Consider the following 16,275-nt stretch of genomic DNA (forward strand, 5'->3'; position numbering starts at 1 on the left):
CGCGCCCCTGTGTCCGGCACATCCTGCCCGGCCGCCGGGCCCTCCCGGAGAGGCACGCGCACCGCGTCGCCGGTCGTCGGCGCGGGCGGTTCATCCCGCGAACGGCCGCCCAGGGCCGGGAGCACGTGGGGGCGTCCCGATCCGCTCAGCCGACGTGGGCGCCTTTGCCCAGTACGACGACCCCGGCCGCCGAGACCGCGTACAGCTCGCGGTCCCGGTCGGGGTTGACGCCGATGGTCGCGCCCGGCGGCACGTCCACGTTCTTGTCCAGCACCGCGCCCCGGACGATCGCGCCGCGGCCGACCCGTACGTTGTCGTGCAGCACCGAGCCCTGGATCACCGCGCCGGGGTCGATCACGACGCCCGGGGAGAGCACCGAGCGGGTGACCTGGCCGCGGATGACGCAGCCTGGGCTGACCACCGACTCCACGGCGATGCCGCCGGCGGCGATCTTCGCGGGCGGCAGCGAGCCGGGATTGGTGTGGATGGGCCAGGCGCGGTTGTAGAGGCTGAAGGCGGGGCGGTCGGAGATCAGGTCCATGTGGGCGTCGTAATAGGCGTCCAGGGTGCCGACGTCGCGCCAGTAGCCGTGGTCGCGGGCGGTCTCGCCGGGCACGTGGTTGGTGTCGAAGTCGTAGACCTGCGCGGCGCCCTCCGCGGTGAGCCGGGGCAGGATGCTGCCGCCCATGTCGTGCACGGACTGCGGGTCCTTGGCGTCCTCGTGCAGCGCCTCCACCAGCGCCTTGGTGGTGAAGAGGTAGTTGCCCATGGAGGCGAAGACGTGGTCGGGGTCGCCGGGCAGGCCGGGCGGGTCGGCCGGCTTCTCCAGGAACCGCTCGACCTGTGTGCCGTCGGCGCCGGGGGTGATGACGCCGAAGCCCGACGCCTCGGTCCTGGGCACCTTGATGCCTGCGACCGTCACCCCGGCGCCGCCCTCGATGTGCTGCTCCAGCATCTGCCGCGGGTCCATCCGGTAGACGTGGTCGGCGCCGAACACCGCGATGTAGTCGGGCTGTTCGTCGTGCACGAGGTTGAGCGACTGCAGGATGGCGTCCGCGCTGCCCAGGTACCAGCGCGGGCCGAGCCGCTGCTGGGCGGGCACGGGCGTGACGTAGTTGCCCAGCAGGCTGGACATCCGCCAGGTCGTGGTCACATGCCGGTCGAGGCTGTGCGACTTGTACTGGGTGAGGACGCAGATCCGCAGGATGCCGCCGTTCACCAGGTTGGACAGCACGAAGTCCACCAGCCGGTAGGTGCCGCCGAACGGCACCGCCGGTTTGGCCCGGTCCGCGGTCAGCGGCATCAGCCGCTTGCCCGCGCCGCCGGCCAGGACTATGCCCAGGACCGAAGGTCCGCCACCGCGCATCGACGCCCCCTGTTTCGTTCGAAGATGGGTGTTCCCTGTGCCCTGCACCGCCGCCGTGCCGTGGCGCGGCCGGCCCGGTTCCCGTCAGGCGGAGCCCGGTGGGAGGAGCCGTGCGTACAGCTCGGCGGTGCGGCGGGCCACGGTGTCCCAGCCGAACTCGGTCTCCGCGCGCTCGCGTCCGGCCTCGCCCATCCGCTCGGCGGCCGCCGGATCGCCGAGCACCCGGTCCAGCGCCTGCGCCAGGCCCGCCTCGAACTCCTCGGCGTGGCCCTCGCGGTGGGGCACGAGCAGCCCGGTGACGCCGTCCTCGACCACCTCGGGGATGCCGCCGACCGCCGAGGCGACCACCGCGGTGCCGCACGCCATCGCCTCCAGGTTGACGATGCCCAGCGGCTCGTAGACCGAGGGGCAGACGAACACCGAGGCGTGGCTGAGCAGTTGGACGACGGCGGGGCGCGGCAGCATCGCCGGGATCCAGTGCACGCCGTCGCGCACCGCGCTCAGTTCGTCGAACAGCGCCCGGAACTCCCGGTCCAGGGCGGGGGTGTCGGGCGCGCCCGCGCACAGCACGAGCTGGGCGGCCGGGTCGATGGAGCGGGCCGCGCGCAGCAGGTGCGGGACGCCCTTCTGGCGGGTGATGCGGCCGACGAAGAGCACGTAGGGGCGCTTGGGGTCGATGCCGATGCGCTCCAGGACGTCGGTGCCGGGGTCGGGGCGGTAGGCGGCGGTGTCGATGCCGTTGCGGATGACGTGCACGCGGGCCGGGTCCAGTGACGGGTAGCAGGCGAGGATGTCGCCGCGCATGCCGTCGGAGACGGCGACCACCGCGTCGGCGGACTCCATCGCGGTCCGCTCGGCCCAGCTGGACAGCGCGTACCCGCCGCCGAGTTGCTCGGCCTTCCAGGGGCGCAGCGGCTCCAGCGAGTGGGCGGTCAGCACGTGCGGTATGCCGTGGAGCAGTTTGCCGAGGTGGCCGGCGAGGTTGGCGTACCAGGTGTGGGAGTGCAGCAGGTCGCGGCCCTGCAGCCCGGCGGCCATCTGCAGGTCCACACCGAAGGTGCGCAGCGCGTCATTGGCGCCGTCCAGGACGGCTGGGGGCTTGTGCCGTACGACGCCGGGGTCGCCCGGGTCGCCGCCCTCGCCCCAGCAGTGCACCTCGAGGTCGAGCAGCGCCCGCAACTCGCGGGCCAGGAACTCGACGTGGACACCGGCGCCGCCGTAGACGTCCGGCGGGTACTCCCGGGTCAGCAGTCCGACCTTCACGCGGCCTCCCGCTTCTCGGCACCGATGTCGGATGACAACTGTGCTCCTTGCCTTCCCCTGATGGAGACAGGGATACACCGCCGGACCCGACCTGTTCTGCCCAGGTCCGAGTCGGCCCCGGTACGGGTGAGCGCTCTCCCGGTTGGCACGTGTTTCGGCCATGCACGCGCGGTCGCCGCCCGGCTGCCGTACGCCACCGGACGGCGGCCCGGCGCGGCCAGTGGTGCGGTGGGGGACAGCGGCGACGGCTGGGTACGGATGGACGTGGATGCAAGGGGTCCCGGCGAAGCACAATCGCAACCCGTCCGGGGCAATATGGCCGTTCCCGCCCGTGCGGGACCCTGCAGGAATGACGCTTTCCTGACGGCTGCCGCCGCCCGTTGCCGGGCACACACCAAAGGGAACGAGACCGTGACCACCACCCCCCACTCCCCCGCACCCCTGCCGCTGCGCGTCGGGGAGCGGTTGGCACTGGCGCCGGCCCGGGAGGACATGATGCAGGAGTACCACCGGTGGGAGACCGACCCGGCGACCGTCGTCGGTTTCGGTGCCCGCTGGCCGGTGTCCTGGGACGTCTTCCGGGCCCGTTTCCTCAGCAGCCACACCTCGGCCCACTACCAGCTCTTCGAAGTGGTCACCGCCGATGGGGCGGAGCCGGTCGGCACCACCGCGCTCAATGTCGACCAGGCCGTCAACACCGCGGAGTTCACCCTCGTGATCGCCCCGGAGCACCGCGGCCGGGGCTATGCCGCCGAGGCCACCGGACTCACCCTCGACTGGGCTTTCGCCATCGCCTCGCTCAGCGCGGTGTGGCTGGAGGTCCTCGCTCCGCACACCGCCGCCGTCAACGCCTACCTCAAGGCCGGATTCCGCCCGGCCGGCCGTCTGCGCAGTGCGGGACTGTGGCAGGGCCGGCGGGTGGACAAGCTGCTCCTGGACTGTGTGGCCGACGACCTGGCAGAAAAGAGGTGATCCGCGATGTCGTGCCCCAACGTGAACTGCCGCAAGGGCGGCTGCACCACCGACCCGCGCCCCGAGCGCCCCGCCCCCACCGGCAAGTAGCCCGCTGACCGCGTCCGGCGGTCCGGCCTCCTCCGCCCGCCGGACGAACGGCAAGCAGGTGTGACGGCCGCGTGCGTACGGTGCCCTGGTGGTCGCCGTACGACCCGTGCGAGCCGCTTCAGCGCGAGCCGCGCTCGACGTGCACCGCTCCGTGGAACTCCTCGGGCAGCGCCTTGTGGACGGCCAGGCGCGGGGCCGGGGCCGCGGTCGCCGCCGCCGAGTCGAAGACGCGGTCGAGGCTGTCGGCGGCCTGGCCCAGGCTCGCGCAGCACACCACCGCCAGGCACGCGATCACCGCCACCAGGTCCCGGCGGCGCCGGGCGGGCGGCCGCAGCAGGGCCGTGACGCGCTCGGGCACCGGGCCGTTCGTCGCCGCGAGTCCCCGCGTGCGCGCCTCGCGGGAGGCCAGCGCGGCGCGGGCGATGGCCCGGGCCACCGTGGCGCGGTCGCGCACCGCCGCCACCGCGTCCTCGTCGGCCCACCGCTCCAGCGCGAAACCGCCCGAGCGCATCAGCGGCCGCAGCAGCGGGTGGAGCGCGGCCGAGAGCCGGAAGACCAGCAGGAACACGTGGTGCCGGTGGGCGAGGTGCGCCCGCTCGTGCGCGAGCAGGGCGTGCCGCTCGCCCGCCGGCAGGACCCGCAGCATCCCGGAGGACACCACGATCCGCCCGGGGCTGCCCGGCAGCGCGAAGGCGGCGGGCACCGGGTCGTCCAGGACCGTCAGGCCGCCCGCGTCCGGCAGGCCGCGGCACTCGCGCCAGGCCGCCGCCAGCTCCCGCATCCCGCGCCACAGGGCGAGCAGCAGCGCCCCCGTGCACACCACGACGGCGAGCACGCAGGCCGCGGCGACGGGCCGCTCCACGGGGGTGTCGGCCGCGAGCAGGTGCGGCGACCAGCGGCCCTCGGCCGCGACCTGCGGGATCTGCGCGACCAGGGTGAAGCCGAGCATGCCCAGCACCGTGGCCCACGCGCCCGCGGCCACCACGGCGGCGGTCAGCAGCGTCCAGGCGGCCGTACGGGGCGGCAGCCGCCGGCCGGCCGGGGGCGCCAGCACCGCGAGCAGCACGCTCGCCGCCAGCGGCAGGTAGAAGCTGATCCCCACGTCAGTCCGCCGCGGACCCGCGCAGGAGCCGCTCCAGCACCCGCTCGTCCTCCTCGGACAGCTCCGAGACGAAGCGGGCGAGCACCGCCGCGCGGTCGCCGCCCTGCGCGAGCAGGTCGTGCATGCCGGCGGCCGCGTACCCGGCCGCGTCGCGCACCGGCGCGTACAGGTGGGCCCGCCCGGAGCGCTGCCGGGTGACCAGGCCCTTGTCGTGCAGGCGGGTGAGGATGGTGAGCACGGTGGTGTACGCCGGGTCGCCCGCGAGCTGGTCGCGCACCGCGCCGGCGCCGAGCGGCTCCCCGGCCGCCCACAGCGCGGCCAGGACCTCGCCCTCCAGCTTGCCCGGTGCCCTGCGGCCCTGGCGTCCTCCCTCTGCTGCCGGCTCCACTCGTCCTCCGCTCCTCGGTCCGCCCCACGGTACTACGGGGTGTAGAAGACCACCGGGCGGTGACCGCGCCAGCCGGCCGGCGGCTGCGGGGCGTGGTCGCGCAGCGGTCCGGCGGCCCAGCCGCGCTCGGCGACCGTGTCGAGGAGGCGGGGCAGGGCGCCCAGGGTGTTGCGCCAGGAGCCGGTGGCGGAGGTGCAGTCGGAGTCGTGCAGCAGGATGGTGCCGCCGCCGCGCAGGTCCCGCAGCACTGTGTCGTGGATGCTGCGGGGTGTGGCGCGGGCCCGCCAGTCCCGGCCCCAGGCGGTCCACAGCACCGGGGTCAGGCCGAGCCGGCGGCAGGCCAGGTGGGCGGCGGTGCTCATCACGCCGTAGGGCGGGCGGAACAGGCGGGGCTCGGTGCCGCTCAGCGCGCCGACCATGTCGCGGGCGCGGGCCAGGTCGTCGTACACCGCGCGGGCACCACGCAGGGCGAGCGGCCGGTGCAGCCATCCGTGCACGGCGATCTCGTGCCCGGCGTCGGCCAATTCCCGCACCAGGCCGGGCGAGCGGGCGGCCATCGAGCCGAGCAGGAAGAAGGTCGCCGTGGTGCGGCGCTGCTCCAGCAGCCGCAGGAAGTGCGGGGTGGACAGGTGGTCGGGCCCGTCGTCGAAGGTGAGCGCGACGTGGTCGGGGCGGCCCTGCCCGGACAGGTGCGGCAGCAGCCGGGTCCGTAGGGGTCCGAGCGCGCTGAGCGCGGGCGCGGCATGCGCGGCGGCGAGCAGCGGGAGGGCGGCGGCGCCGACCCGCAGCGCGGCCCGCCCGGTGGTGCGGGCGCTCACCTGCCGTCCCCGTCCAGGAGCCGGTCGAAGGCATGGAGCCCGCCGGGATCGGCGGTGGCCGCGGGCGCGGCGACACCGAGCAGAAGGGTGGCGGCGATGCCGACTCCGACGAGCAGGGCCCTGGCTCGCGACGGGCCCGGCCGGGCGGGGGCCGTACGGCGCCGGAACGAGCCCCGGGCGGGCGGGGCTTGGCCGGGCTGCCGGGCCGGTGCGAAGTGCGGTACGGCGTCAGGGCGTTCGGTGAGGCGGCCCGCGGGCGCAGGCCGAGCGGGCTGCGGCACCGGGACAGACGGTCCCGGCTCGGCGAGCGGCGCGGCCTCCGGCCGAGCGAGGACGGGCGCAAAGACCGCCGGTCTCAGGGTGGTTACGTGCTGCGGCCCGCAGGGCGCCGTGGCGAGGTCCGCGAGGAGGTGTTCCGGGGCCGGGCCCGAGGCGAACAAGCGGGCGGCGGCGGTTCGTTGGGCCCGCGCGGCGTGGCCGCCGGTGTCGAGCAGGTCGGCCAGCTCCGATCGCAGATCGGAGGGTTCGCGTATCCAGCGGGCGAGCCCTGCCTCGTCGAGGGCGGCGGCGTTGGTCCTGCCGTGGCCGGGGATGCAGCGGTAGCTGACCACGGGCAGCCCGGCGGCGAGGGCTTCCAGCGAGGTCAGGCCGCCCGCGTTCTGCACGAGGACGTCGCACGCGTGCATCAGCGCGGGCATGTCCTCGACCCAGCCGTGCACGTACCCCAGCCCGAGGGCGCGCAGCCGCTCGGCCAGGACGCGGTTGCGGCCGCAGACGACGACGGGTTCGGCGACACCGCTGCCGCGCACCTCGGCGGCGGCCCGCTCGACCTCGCCGACGCCCCAGGAACCGGCCACGAGCAGCGCGAGCCGTGCGTCCTGCGGCAGCCCGAAACGGGTACGGGCGGCCCGCCGTGCGGCGGGACCAGCCGGAGCGAAGCAGGGGCGTACGGCGGGTGGGCAGACGCGGGTGCGGCCCGCGCCGCGGGCGAGCGCCTGGGCGGCGGGGACGGAGTGGGCGGCCAGGTGCAGGTCGATGCCGGGGGCGACCCAGAGGCGGTGCACGGAGAAGTCGGTGAGGTAGGTGACCGCGGGCACCGCGAGGGCGCCGGTGCGGCGCAGGCGGCCGAGCAGTTGGCTCGCGCCGGGGTACGTGGAGACCACGAGCGCGGTGTCCGCCGGGAGCGTACGGAGGGCGCGGCCCTCGGCGGCGCGCAGCAGGCCCCGTATCGCCGGGCTCGGCCGGCCGGTCTGCTCGGTGGCCGCGTAGAGCCGGTCGTACCCGGCGGGGGCGACGGTGAGCAGGTGGTGGTACGCGGCGGCGAGGAGGCGGCCGGTGCGTACGGGCAGCAGGTCGAGGACGTCACGCCGCTCGACGCGGTGGCCGGCGGCGCGCAGCCGCTCGGCGAGTTCGTTCGCGGCACCGTCGTGCCCGGCGCCGACCGCGGCGGAAAGGATCACGATCCGCCCGGGCGGGGCGTCGGTCGTACGGGACACGGGGCCTCCTTGCTGACGAGGGCACGACTGGCTTCGAGCTCGTCAGCGGGCGGCACGGGGCGCGGTGGCGTACGAGGAAGCGGCTCCGCCTGCGGGCACGCAAGGTGCGGCGGGCGGGACGCTTCGAATCTACTACATGTTGTAGGAGATGAATAGGAGCGAGGTTCCGAGCGGCCCTGGTACAAGCTCCGACCGGCCCCGATACACGGTGCCAAGTGGTGGCGGCGGGCGCGGGCGGCATCACCCTTGCGCGGGCACCTGCCCGCACCCGCCGCGTTCGTGGTGCCTCAGCCCAGCACTTCGCGCTCCGCCCGCTGGCGCAGGGCGAGCAGGCCGACCAGTCCGGTGATCAGCAGGGCGAGGACGAGGGTGACCGGGCCCGTGCCCCAGCCGAGGCCGCCGTGCCGGACGGAGCCGCCGGCCCAGTCGGCGAAGGAGGCGCCGAGCGGGCGGGTGAGGACGTAGGCGGCCCAGAAGGCGGCGACCTCGTTGAGCCCGAGCAGCAGCCCGCCGATGGCGGGGAGGGCGATGAGGGCGGCGAAGAGGACGCCGGAGGAGAAGTACCCGAGCTTGAAGCTGCCCGCGGTGAGGTCGCCCACGGCGGTGCCGAGCGCGAAGGTGGCCAGCACCGTGCCCCAGTAGTAGCGCTCGCGGCGGCGGGTGCGGATGCTGTGGATCGACAGGGTGCCCTCACTGCGGTACCACCTGACCAGGACGACCGCGAGGACGACCGCGAACACCACGGTGGAGACGAGGTAGGGCACGCCGGCCACGACGTGGACGACGTCGGCGGCCATGGTGCCGAAGACGCTGACCATGACGATGGCGGCCCAGTACGTCCACACCCTGTACCGCGGCGCCCTGAGCTGGGCCGCGAGCAGGGCGGCGAGCCCGATCAGCCCGATCGCGCCGGCACCGACGGGCCCGAGGACGCGGGCGAGCCAGTCCGAGGCGGTCTCGCCCATGCCGGTGGTGAGCACCTTGGCCACCCAGAACAGCGCGGTCACCTCGGGCACCTTGCTCCACCCGGTGCCCCCTCCTCCCGGTCCCCCAGGCCCTCCCCTGCGATGCCGCGGTACCTCTCGCTCCCCGACCGCCGCCTCGACCCCGCCGTGCTCCACCTGACCGCCACCTTTCGCGACACGTCTCCGGCCCCCGGGCACGGCAAAAGAAGCCACCCGGAAGCCCAGTCATCCCCCACCCGACTACAAGACTGTAGACGCTCCAGGCACCCCCGACGTTCCACCCCCGGCCGTCCGAGGTCCCGCGAGGCAGACGCCGTACCGCGGAGGAGGCGGCCGGAGCGAAACCCAAAGCAGGGCGCCGCGCAGGCGGTCCGTGTCACGTTTCCGGCGCCGGCGGGGTCAGAGGGGAGGGGGCCGTGGCCGCGGCACCCGGGCGGGGTGTCGCGCGAGCGCCCCGGACCCGTGGACCCGTCTCGCGCGCTCGTGGAGGACGCACCATGAACGGACCCATCCTCGTCACCGGCGGCACCGGAACGCTCGGGCGGCTCGTCGTGCCGCGGCTGCTCGGCCCCGGGCGCGATGTACGGGTCCTGACCCGGTACGGCCGCCCGGCCCTCTCGCACAAGAGCGCGCCCGGAACCGCGCCCGCCCCCGCGCAGGACGGCGTCACCCATCTCGTCGGCGACCTGGTCAAGGACCAGGGAGTCGACGCCGCACTCGAAGGCGTGCACACCGTCCTCCACCTCGCCGGCGGCCCCAAGGGGGACGACATCGCCGCGCACACCCTCGTACGGGCGGCCGAGGCCGCCGGGGTGCGGCACCTGGTGTTCGTCTCCGTCATCGGCGCCGGGGACGTGCCGCTGGGGTACTTCCGGGCCAAGCACGCGGCCGAGCGCGCCATCGCCGAGTCCGCCGTCCCCTCGACCACCCTGCGCGCCGCGCAGTTCCACGACCTTGTCCTGATGGTGCTGGAGAAGACGGGCCGGCTGCCGCTCGTCCCGGTGCCCAGTGCCATGCGGCTGGAGCCGGTGGAGACCGCCGAGGTCGCCGACCGGCTGGTGGAGCTCGCCCTCGGCGACCCGGCCGGCCGTGTCCCCGACCTCGCCGGGCCGCACGTGCGGCCCATGGCCGACCTCACCCGCGCCTACCTGCGGGCCCGTGGCCGGAAACGGCCGCTGCTGCCCTTCCGCCTGCCGGGCGCGGCGGGCCGGGCCTACCGCACGGGGGCGAACCTCGCCGGCGAGGGCGCCGAGCGCGGCCGCCGCACGTGGGAGTCCTTCCTCGCCGACCGCGTCGGCTGAGCGGGCGCCCGGCCGACCAGCCCGTGAAACGGGGCTTCACCAGGTCCGGAGCGCCACGTAGCGTTCTCGGTGATCAGCGACCGACCCGAGGACCTTCGAGAACGAGGAACGCCCATGGCCCTGTTCGACCTGCCCCTGGACACGCTCCGCACCCGGCGCAGCGCGTCCGTCGAGCCCGCGGACTTCGACCGGTTCTGGCAGGACACCCTCGCCGAGGCGCGCGCCCACGACCTGGCGCCGCGCTTCACGCCGGTCGACAACGGCCTTGCCACGGTGGACAGTTACGACGTGGAGTTCGCCGGCTACGGCGGCCACCGGATCCGCGGCTGGTTCAACGTCCCGGCCGGCGCCACCGGGCCGCTGCCGCTGCTGGTGGAGTTCATCGGCTACGGCGGCGGCCGCGGGCTGCCGCACGAGCACCTGCTGTGGGCGTCGGCCGGCTACGCCCACTTCGTGATGGACACCCGCGGGCAGGGCAGCGGCTGGTCGAGCGGCGACACCGAGGACCCGGTCGGCTCCGGCCCGGCCGTCTCCGGCTTCCTCACCCGCGGCATCCTCGACCGCCACGACTACTACTACCGGCGGGTGTTCACCGACGCGGTCCGCGCGGTCGAGGCGGCCCGCTCGCACCCGCTCGCCGACCCGGCCCGCACCGTGGCATCCGGAATCAGCCAGGGCGGCGGCATCACCGTCGCCGTCGCCGGCCTGGTGCCGGACCTGGCCGGGGTGCTGCCCGACGTGCCGTTCCTGTGCGACTTCCCGCGGGCCGCCGAGATCACCGACGCCTTCCCCTACCGCGAGATCGGCAACTACCTGGCCGCCCACAGGCCGCAGCGCGCCGAGGTGTTCGCCACCCTCGCCTACTTCGACGGCGTGCACTTCGCCGCCCGCGCGAACGCCCCCGCGCTCTTCTCCACCGCCCTGGAGGACCAGACCTGCCCGCCCTCCACGGTCTTCGCCGCCTTCAACGCCTACGCGGGCGCCGACAAGCAGATCGAGGTCTACGACTTCAACGGCCACGAGGGCGGCGGTCCGTACCAGGAGCTGGCCCGGCTGCGCTGGCTCGCCGAGAAGGTGCCCGCGGACCGTGGGTGAGCCCCTGGCCGGACGGAGTTGGGCCCCCGACCGCCGGAACCGGGCCCCGGGCGGACGGACTCGGGGTCTCGTTTCGGCCAACCGAAAAATCAATGTGTCATAACCTGCGGAATAGCGGGCACACGCACGACGAACAGTCCGACGAGTGCGAAATTGAGTGCGAGGCGATGACGTTGACCGCGATGGTCCAGCAGTCGAAGAGCACAGGTGTGGCCGAGGCCACAGTTTGTCCGAACGAGTCGCAGGCGGACACCGGTGGTCTGCCCGTGATCGACAACGCGACCGCAGTCGCGCCCAAGGACGCACGCGCACTCTCCCGGCTCTTCTTCGACCGGCTGCAGGAGCTGGAGGAGGGCACGCCCGCGTACGCGTACGCCCGCAACACCCTGATCGAGATGAACCTGGCGCTGGTGCACTTCGTGGCCGGCCGCTACCGCAACCGCCCGGGGACCGACCTGGAGGAGGTCGTCCAGGTCGGCACGATCGGGCTGATCAAGGCGATCGACCGGTTCGACCTGTCCCGGGAGACGGAGTTCACCACCTTCGCGATCCCCTACATCACCGGCGAGGTCAAGCGCTTCTTCCGCGACACCTCGTGGGCGGTGCACGTGCCGCGGCGGCTGCAGGAGCTGCGGGTCGAGCTGAGCAAGGCCAAGGAGCACCTGTCGCTGCTGCTGGACCGGGACCCGACGGTGGCCGAACTCGCCTCCTACATGGAGCTGTCCGAGGAAGAGGTCATCGAGGGCCTGGTGGCGGCCAACGGCTACACCGCCGGATCGCTCGACGTTCCGTGGTCGGACAGCGAGAGCGGCCCCGACAGCGAGGGGCGCACGCTGGCCGACTGCATCGGCGAGGCCGATCCCACCCTGGAGCTGGTGGAGAACCTGGGCAGCCTGGCACCGCTGATCGAGAAGCTCAGCGAACGCGAGCGCACGCTGCTGCAGATGCGGTTCGGCGAGGAGCTGACCCAGGCGAGGATCGGCGAGATCATGGGCTACTCCCAGATGCACGTCTCACGCCTGCTCAACCGTACGATCGCCAAGCTGCGCGCGGGCCTGCTCGCCCAGCAGTAACCGGCATAACGGTACGAATCAGGACGAAGCGGTCCCACTCTCGGGGGGTGGGACCGCTTCTTGGTGCCAGGACTGCCTTTGGGCGCCAGGACCTCTTCATGGTGAGAGCTTCTCGGTGCCGTGACCGCTTCCTGGTGCGCCGGTGCGTGCGATGCGGACGCTGATGCGATGTGGACGACGTGCAGGGGCGGGGCCGCGGCGGCCACAGGACCGTACGGCCCCGCTCCGCTCGGTGCGGCCCCGCCCCGCGCCCCGCTCAGTGCGTGCTCGCCGCCGGCTGCGCGGCCGACAGCGGGGTGGCGATGTCCTCCAGCGAGCGCTGCTCCGCGTTGACCGCGAGGAAGGCCGCGACGATGCCGCCGGCGACCATGAGCGAGGCGCCGATGCAGAAGGCGAGCACGGTGTCGCCGGTCTTGCCCGAGGAGGTGAGATCGGAGAAGACCAGCGGCCCGGTGATGCCGCCCGCCGCGGTGCCCACCGCGTAGAAGAAGGCGATCGCCATCGCCCTGGTCTCCATGGGGAAGATCTCCGAGACCGTCAGGTACGCGCTGCTCGCACCCGCCGAGGCGAAGAACAGGGTCACGCACCAGCACGCGGTCAGCGTGGTGGCCGACAGCGAGCCGCGGCCGAAGAGCCAGGCGGTGCCGAAGAGCAGCAGGCCGGACAGGATGTACGTGGAGCTGATCATCGTCCGCCGCCCGACGGTGTCGAAGAGCCGTCCGAGCAGCAGCGGCCCGACGAGGTTGCCGGCGGCGATGACGGCGAAGTAGTAGCCGGTGTCGCCGGAGCCGACGCCGTAGAAGGTGATGAGGATGGTGCCGAAGCCGAAGGTGATGGCGTTGTAGAGGAACGCCTGGCCGATGAAGAGCGACAGGCCGAGGGTGGCGCGGCGCGGGTAGTCCAGGAAGACCGTCCTGGCGATGGTGCCGAAGCCGATGCTCTTGCGCTGGTGGATGGTGATCTCGCGGTCCGCGCGCGGCAGCGGGGCGCCCTTCTCGGCCTCGACCTGGCGTTCGACGTCCTTGACGAGCGCGGTCGCCTCGTCGCCGTGGCCGTGGATGAACTGCCAGCGCGGGCTCTCGGGCACGTGCCGGCGGACCAGCAGGATCACCAGGCCGAGCACGACGCCGAGGGCGAAGGTGAGCCGCCAGCCGACGTTCTTGGGGAAGATGCCGGTGTTCAGGGCGACGATCGACAGCAGCGAGCCGCCGACGGCGCCGAGCCAGTAGCTGCCGTTGATGATGAGGTCCACCCGGCCGCGGTACTTCGAGGGGATCAGCTCGTCGATGGCGGAGTTGATGGCCGCGTACTCCCCGCCGATGCCGAAGCCGGTGAGGAAGCGGAAGGTGAAGAACCACCAGGCCGCGAAGGACAGCGAGGTCATGGCCGTGGCGCTGAGATAGACGGCGAGGGTGACCATGAAGAGCTTCTTGCGGCCGAAGCGGTCGGTGAGCCAGCCGAAGAAGAGGGCGCCCACGCAGGCGCCGGTGACGTAGAGCGCGGCACCGAGGCCGGTGATCTGCGAGGCGGTGATGGGCAGTCCGGAGCCGGACTCCGACAGGCGCCCGGCGATGTTGCCGACGATCGTCACCTCGAGCCCGTCGAGGATCCACACCGTGCCGAGCCCGATCACGATCATCCAGTGCCATCCCGACCACGGCAGCCGGTCGAGCCGGGCGGGCACATCGGTCGTGACGGTCCCGACAGAGCCGTCGTCCACCACCGCATCATCCGAGGCGGGGTCCTGGGCGGGCGTCGCCATGGAAGATCACCTCCTTGCCGGTCAGTCTCACATCGGCCCCCGCGGCGCGCGCGGCGGTCGCCTCCCGCGGGCGAGGGGCCACCACCGTGGGTGAATCATGGGGGTGGACCGCCATGCCCGCCCCGTTCGCCTGTCCCGGACGGCGGCGGACACGCCTCGCCGGGAGGATCACCTCGTGCACTGGACGCTCCGTCAGATCCGCGCCCTGCTCGTCCCCGACCTCGCGGGGCCGCAGGGGCCGCTGCCGCCGCTGCTGCTGACGCTCACTTTGGTCACGGGGCTGGTCGACGCCTTCAGCTACCTGGCCCTGGGGCGCGTCTTCGTGGCCAATATGACCGGAAATGTCGTTTTTCTGGCTTTCTCGCTGGCCGGGGCGAGCGGCTTCTCGGTGCTGGCCTCCGTGCTGGCGCTGCTGGCGTTCGCCGCTGGCGCGGTGCTCGGCGGCCGGCTGGTGGTGCTGGTCGCCCGGCACCGGGCGCGGCTGCTGCTGGCGGCGACGGTGGCCCAGGTGGTGCTGATGGCGGCGGCGATCGCCGTCGCCGAGACGGTCGCTCTGCCCGCGACCGGCGGCGCCCGCTCGGCGCTGATCGTGCTGCTGGGCCTGGCGATGGGGCTGCAGAACGCGGTGGTGCGGGTCCTCGCGGTGCCGGACCTCACCACGACCGTGCTGACGATGACGATCACCGGTGTGGCCGCGGACTCCCGGCTGGCCGGCGGCTCGGACAGCAAGGCGGTACGCCGGCTGGTCTCGGCGGCGGCGATGTTCGCCGGTGCGCTCGCCGGAGCCGCGCTGATCGAGCACGGCCACCCGTCGGTGACGGTGCCGATCGCCGCGGGCCTGGCCGCCCTGGTGGCCCTCGCCCTGCTCCCCCACCGCCGCTCGACGGCGAAGTGGACCGGGTGAACGTCCCGCCACGGGACGGAGGCCGGCGCGCGGGCGAGGCGCGTACGACGGGCGGCCGTGCGGCGGCCGTGCGGCCGCGGGGACGCCCCGTCCGCGTCACCTGTGTCACCCGCCCGGCGCACGGCCGCTGGCGCGAACGGAGCCCTCCAGCGGCCCGTGACGCGCGGTCACAGCGCCGGGCGGGGGCTTCGGCGCCTCCTGACGAGGGTTTTTCACCGCAACAGGGGAGAACACCCGGTCCCGGTGGAAGGCGTACCGCGAGGCAGGTGCCGGCGGACGGCACCGACCGACTCCCGACGTGTGAGGTTGCGCCGTGCGAAAAACGCCAGGCCGTGTTCCGGAAGCAGCGCCGTCCGCGCGGGAGGCGCGGCCCCGGGCGATCGGACCGTACTCCGTCCGGGTGCGCCGTGCCGCGCTCGTCACCGGCGTGCTGATGGCCGCGGCGGCGTGCGGGGGCGGCGGAGGCGGCTCCTCCGCGACGCCCACGCCCACCACCCCGGCGACCACCCCTGCCACCACGCCGCCGGCCACCTCCCCCACCGCCTCGCCGACCCGCCCGGTGCCGCCGCCGTCACCGACGACCACCAGGCCCACGACCGCGCAGCCGGCCTCCTGCGTGGACCGGACGTACGCGGCGATGACGCCGGCCCAGCGGGTGGGGCAGCTGTTCATGACGGCGGTGAGCAGCACCGGGATGACGTCCGCGGAGGCGTCGGCGCTCTCCCGGGGCCGGGTCGGCTCGGTGTTCCTCAAGGGGCACACCACCGCGGGCACGGCGGCGGTGAAGGCGATCACCGACAAGGTGCGGGCGCTGGCCACCCGCGTGCCCGGCTCCTCGCTGGGGTTGCTGATCTCCACCGACCAGGAGGGCGGCCAGGTCCAGGTGCTCAACGGGCCCGGCTTCTCGTCGATCCCTGCCGCCACCACGCAGGGCACCTGGTCGACCGCGGTGCTGCAGCGCAACGCCGCCACCTGGGCGAGCCAGTTGCGCGCGGCCGGGGTGAACATGAACCTGGCGCCGGTGGCCGACACCGTGCCGCCCGACCTGGTCTCGGTCAACGCGCCCATCGGGCAGCTGGACCGCGAGTACGGCACCAGCCCGGGGCCGGTCGCGACGCACAGCACGGCCTTCCTGCGCGGGATGCGGCAGTCGGGTGTGGTGGCCACCGCCAAGCACTTCCCCGGCCTGGGCCGGGTGCGCGGCAACACCGACTTCAGCGCGGGCGTCACCGACGACACCACCACCCGCACCGACCCCTTCCTTCAGCCCTTCCGCAGCGCGGTTCAGGCCGGGGTGCCCTTCGTGATGGTCTCCTCGGCGATCTACACCCGGATCGACCCCGCCCACCAGGCGGCCTTCTCCCCCGCCGTGATCGGGCTGCTGCGCGGGTCGCTGGGCTTCAACGGCGTGGTGATCTCCGACGACCTCGGGCAGGCCGTCGCGGTCGCCGACCACACCCCGGCGCAGCGCGCGGTCGACTTCATCGCGGCGGGCGGGAATGTGGTGCTGACCGTCATCCCCTCCGACATCGCCCCCATGACCTCCGCGGTGCTCTCCCGCATGTCGGCCAGCGCGTCCTTCCGCAACGCGGTGAGCGACAGCGTGCACCGGGTGCTGACGGCCAAGAGCAACGCGGGTGTACTGACCTGCGGTTAGGACCCGTCCGCCACGTCCCACCC

General features: G+C 74.0%; 14 protein-coding genes. 6 read left to right on the plus strand and 8 right to left on the minus strand.

What is annotated here, in order from left to right; genetic code table 11:
- Positions 1-145: 145 nt before the first annotated feature.
- Together glgC and glgA are read right to left on the minus strand one after the other, a co-directional pair.
- The gene (glgC, locus tag BLR33_RS01850; protein ID WP_093782431.1) at positions 146-1,366 is read right to left on the minus strand and encodes a glucose-1-phosphate adenylyltransferase; all 1,221 of its coding nucleotides are present in this window, start codon (positions 1,364-1,366) and stop codon (positions 146-148) included.
- 84 nt (positions 1,367-1,450) lie between these two features.
- A complete protein-coding gene (glgA, locus tag BLR33_RS01855; protein ID WP_093782432.1) occupies positions 1,451-2,629 on the minus strand; it encodes a glycogen synthase in 1,179 nt (392 codons plus the stop codon).
- A 411-nt stretch (positions 2,630-3,040) separates the two neighbouring features.
- Here glgA and BLR33_RS01860 point away from each other — a divergent pair, with 411 nt between their 5' ends.
- Complete coding sequence (locus tag BLR33_RS01860; protein WP_245771081.1) at positions 3,041-3,601, plus strand: GNAT family N-acetyltransferase; 561 nt, start codon at positions 3,041-3,043, stop codon at positions 3,599-3,601.
- 208 nt (positions 3,602-3,809) lie between these two features.
- Here BLR33_RS01860 and BLR33_RS01865 read toward each other — a convergent pair whose 3' ends face one another.
- From BLR33_RS01865 to BLR33_RS01885, 5 genes are all read right to left on the minus strand, one after another.
- Positions 3,810-4,793, minus strand: a complete 984-nt coding sequence (locus tag BLR33_RS01865) for a M56 family metallopeptidase (RefSeq protein ID WP_093782434.1) — start codon at positions 4,791-4,793, stop codon at positions 3,810-3,812.
- A gap of 1 nt (position 4,794) precedes the next feature.
- Complete coding sequence (locus BLR33_RS01870) at positions 4,795-5,181, minus strand: BlaI/MecI/CopY family transcriptional regulator (RefSeq protein ID WP_245771082.1); 387 nt, start codon at positions 5,179-5,181, stop codon at positions 4,795-4,797.
- A gap of 32 nt (positions 5,182-5,213) precedes the next feature.
- Positions 5,214-5,999, minus strand: coding sequence for a polysaccharide deacetylase family protein (locus tag BLR33_RS01875; protein WP_176930072.1), 786 nt, complete (start codon positions 5,997-5,999; stop codon positions 5,214-5,216).
- Positions 5,996-7,495 (minus strand): MGDG synthase family glycosyltransferase, encoded by a 1,500-nt coding sequence (locus BLR33_RS01880; protein WP_093782435.1) that lies wholly within the window; start codon positions 7,493-7,495, stop codon positions 5,996-5,998. Before BLR33_RS01880 ends, BLR33_RS01875 begins: the two co-directional genes overlap by 4 nt.
- A 287-nt stretch (positions 7,496-7,782) precedes the next feature.
- Positions 7,783-8,502, minus strand: coding sequence for a COG4705 family protein (locus BLR33_RS01885; RefSeq protein WP_322987083.1), 720 nt, complete (start codon positions 8,500-8,502; stop codon positions 7,783-7,785).
- Positions 8,503-8,957: 455 nt separating this feature from the next.
- On the opposite strand from BLR33_RS01885, the gene BLR33_RS01890 reads away from it, so the two are divergent.
- From BLR33_RS01890 to BLR33_RS01900, 3 genes are all read left to right on the plus strand, one after another.
- Positions 8,958-9,761, plus strand: a complete 804-nt coding sequence (locus BLR33_RS01890; protein WP_093782436.1) for an SDR family oxidoreductase — start codon at positions 8,958-8,960, stop codon at positions 9,759-9,761.
- Positions 9,762-9,875: 114 nt separating this feature from the next.
- Complete coding sequence (locus tag BLR33_RS01895) at positions 9,876-10,856, plus strand: acetylxylan esterase (protein WP_093782437.1); 981 nt, start codon at positions 9,876-9,878, stop codon at positions 10,854-10,856.
- 173 nt (positions 10,857-11,029) lie between these two features.
- On the plus strand, positions 11,030-11,929 hold the full coding sequence (locus BLR33_RS01900; RefSeq protein ID WP_407639626.1) for an RNA polymerase sigma factor SigF: 900 nt from the start codon (positions 11,030-11,032) through the stop codon (positions 11,927-11,929).
- 256 nt (positions 11,930-12,185) lie between these two features.
- Here BLR33_RS01900 and BLR33_RS01905 read toward each other — a convergent pair whose 3' ends face one another.
- Positions 12,186-13,691, minus strand: a complete 1,506-nt coding sequence (locus BLR33_RS01905) for an MFS transporter (protein WP_093782438.1) — start codon at positions 13,689-13,691, stop codon at positions 12,186-12,188.
- 175 nt (positions 13,692-13,866) lie between these two features.
- Here BLR33_RS01905 and BLR33_RS01910 point away from each other — a divergent pair, with 175 nt between their 5' ends.
- Positions 13,867-14,595: a DUF1275 family protein gene (locus tag BLR33_RS01910; RefSeq protein ID WP_093782439.1), complete on the plus strand. Its 729-nt coding sequence runs from the start codon at positions 13,867-13,869 to the stop codon at positions 14,593-14,595.
- A 400-nt stretch (positions 14,596-14,995) separates the two neighbouring features.
- On the plus strand, positions 14,996-16,252 hold the full coding sequence (locus BLR33_RS01915) for a glycoside hydrolase family 3 N-terminal domain-containing protein (RefSeq protein ID WP_245771084.1): 1,257 nt from the start codon (positions 14,996-14,998) through the stop codon (positions 16,250-16,252).
- Positions 16,253-16,275: the final 23 nt, after the last annotated feature.

This window comes from Actinacidiphila guanduensis, assembly GCF_900103985.1.
In the GTDB taxonomy this organism is placed as follows: domain Bacteria; phylum Actinomycetota; class Actinomycetes; order Streptomycetales; family Streptomycetaceae; genus Actinacidiphila; species Actinacidiphila guanduensis.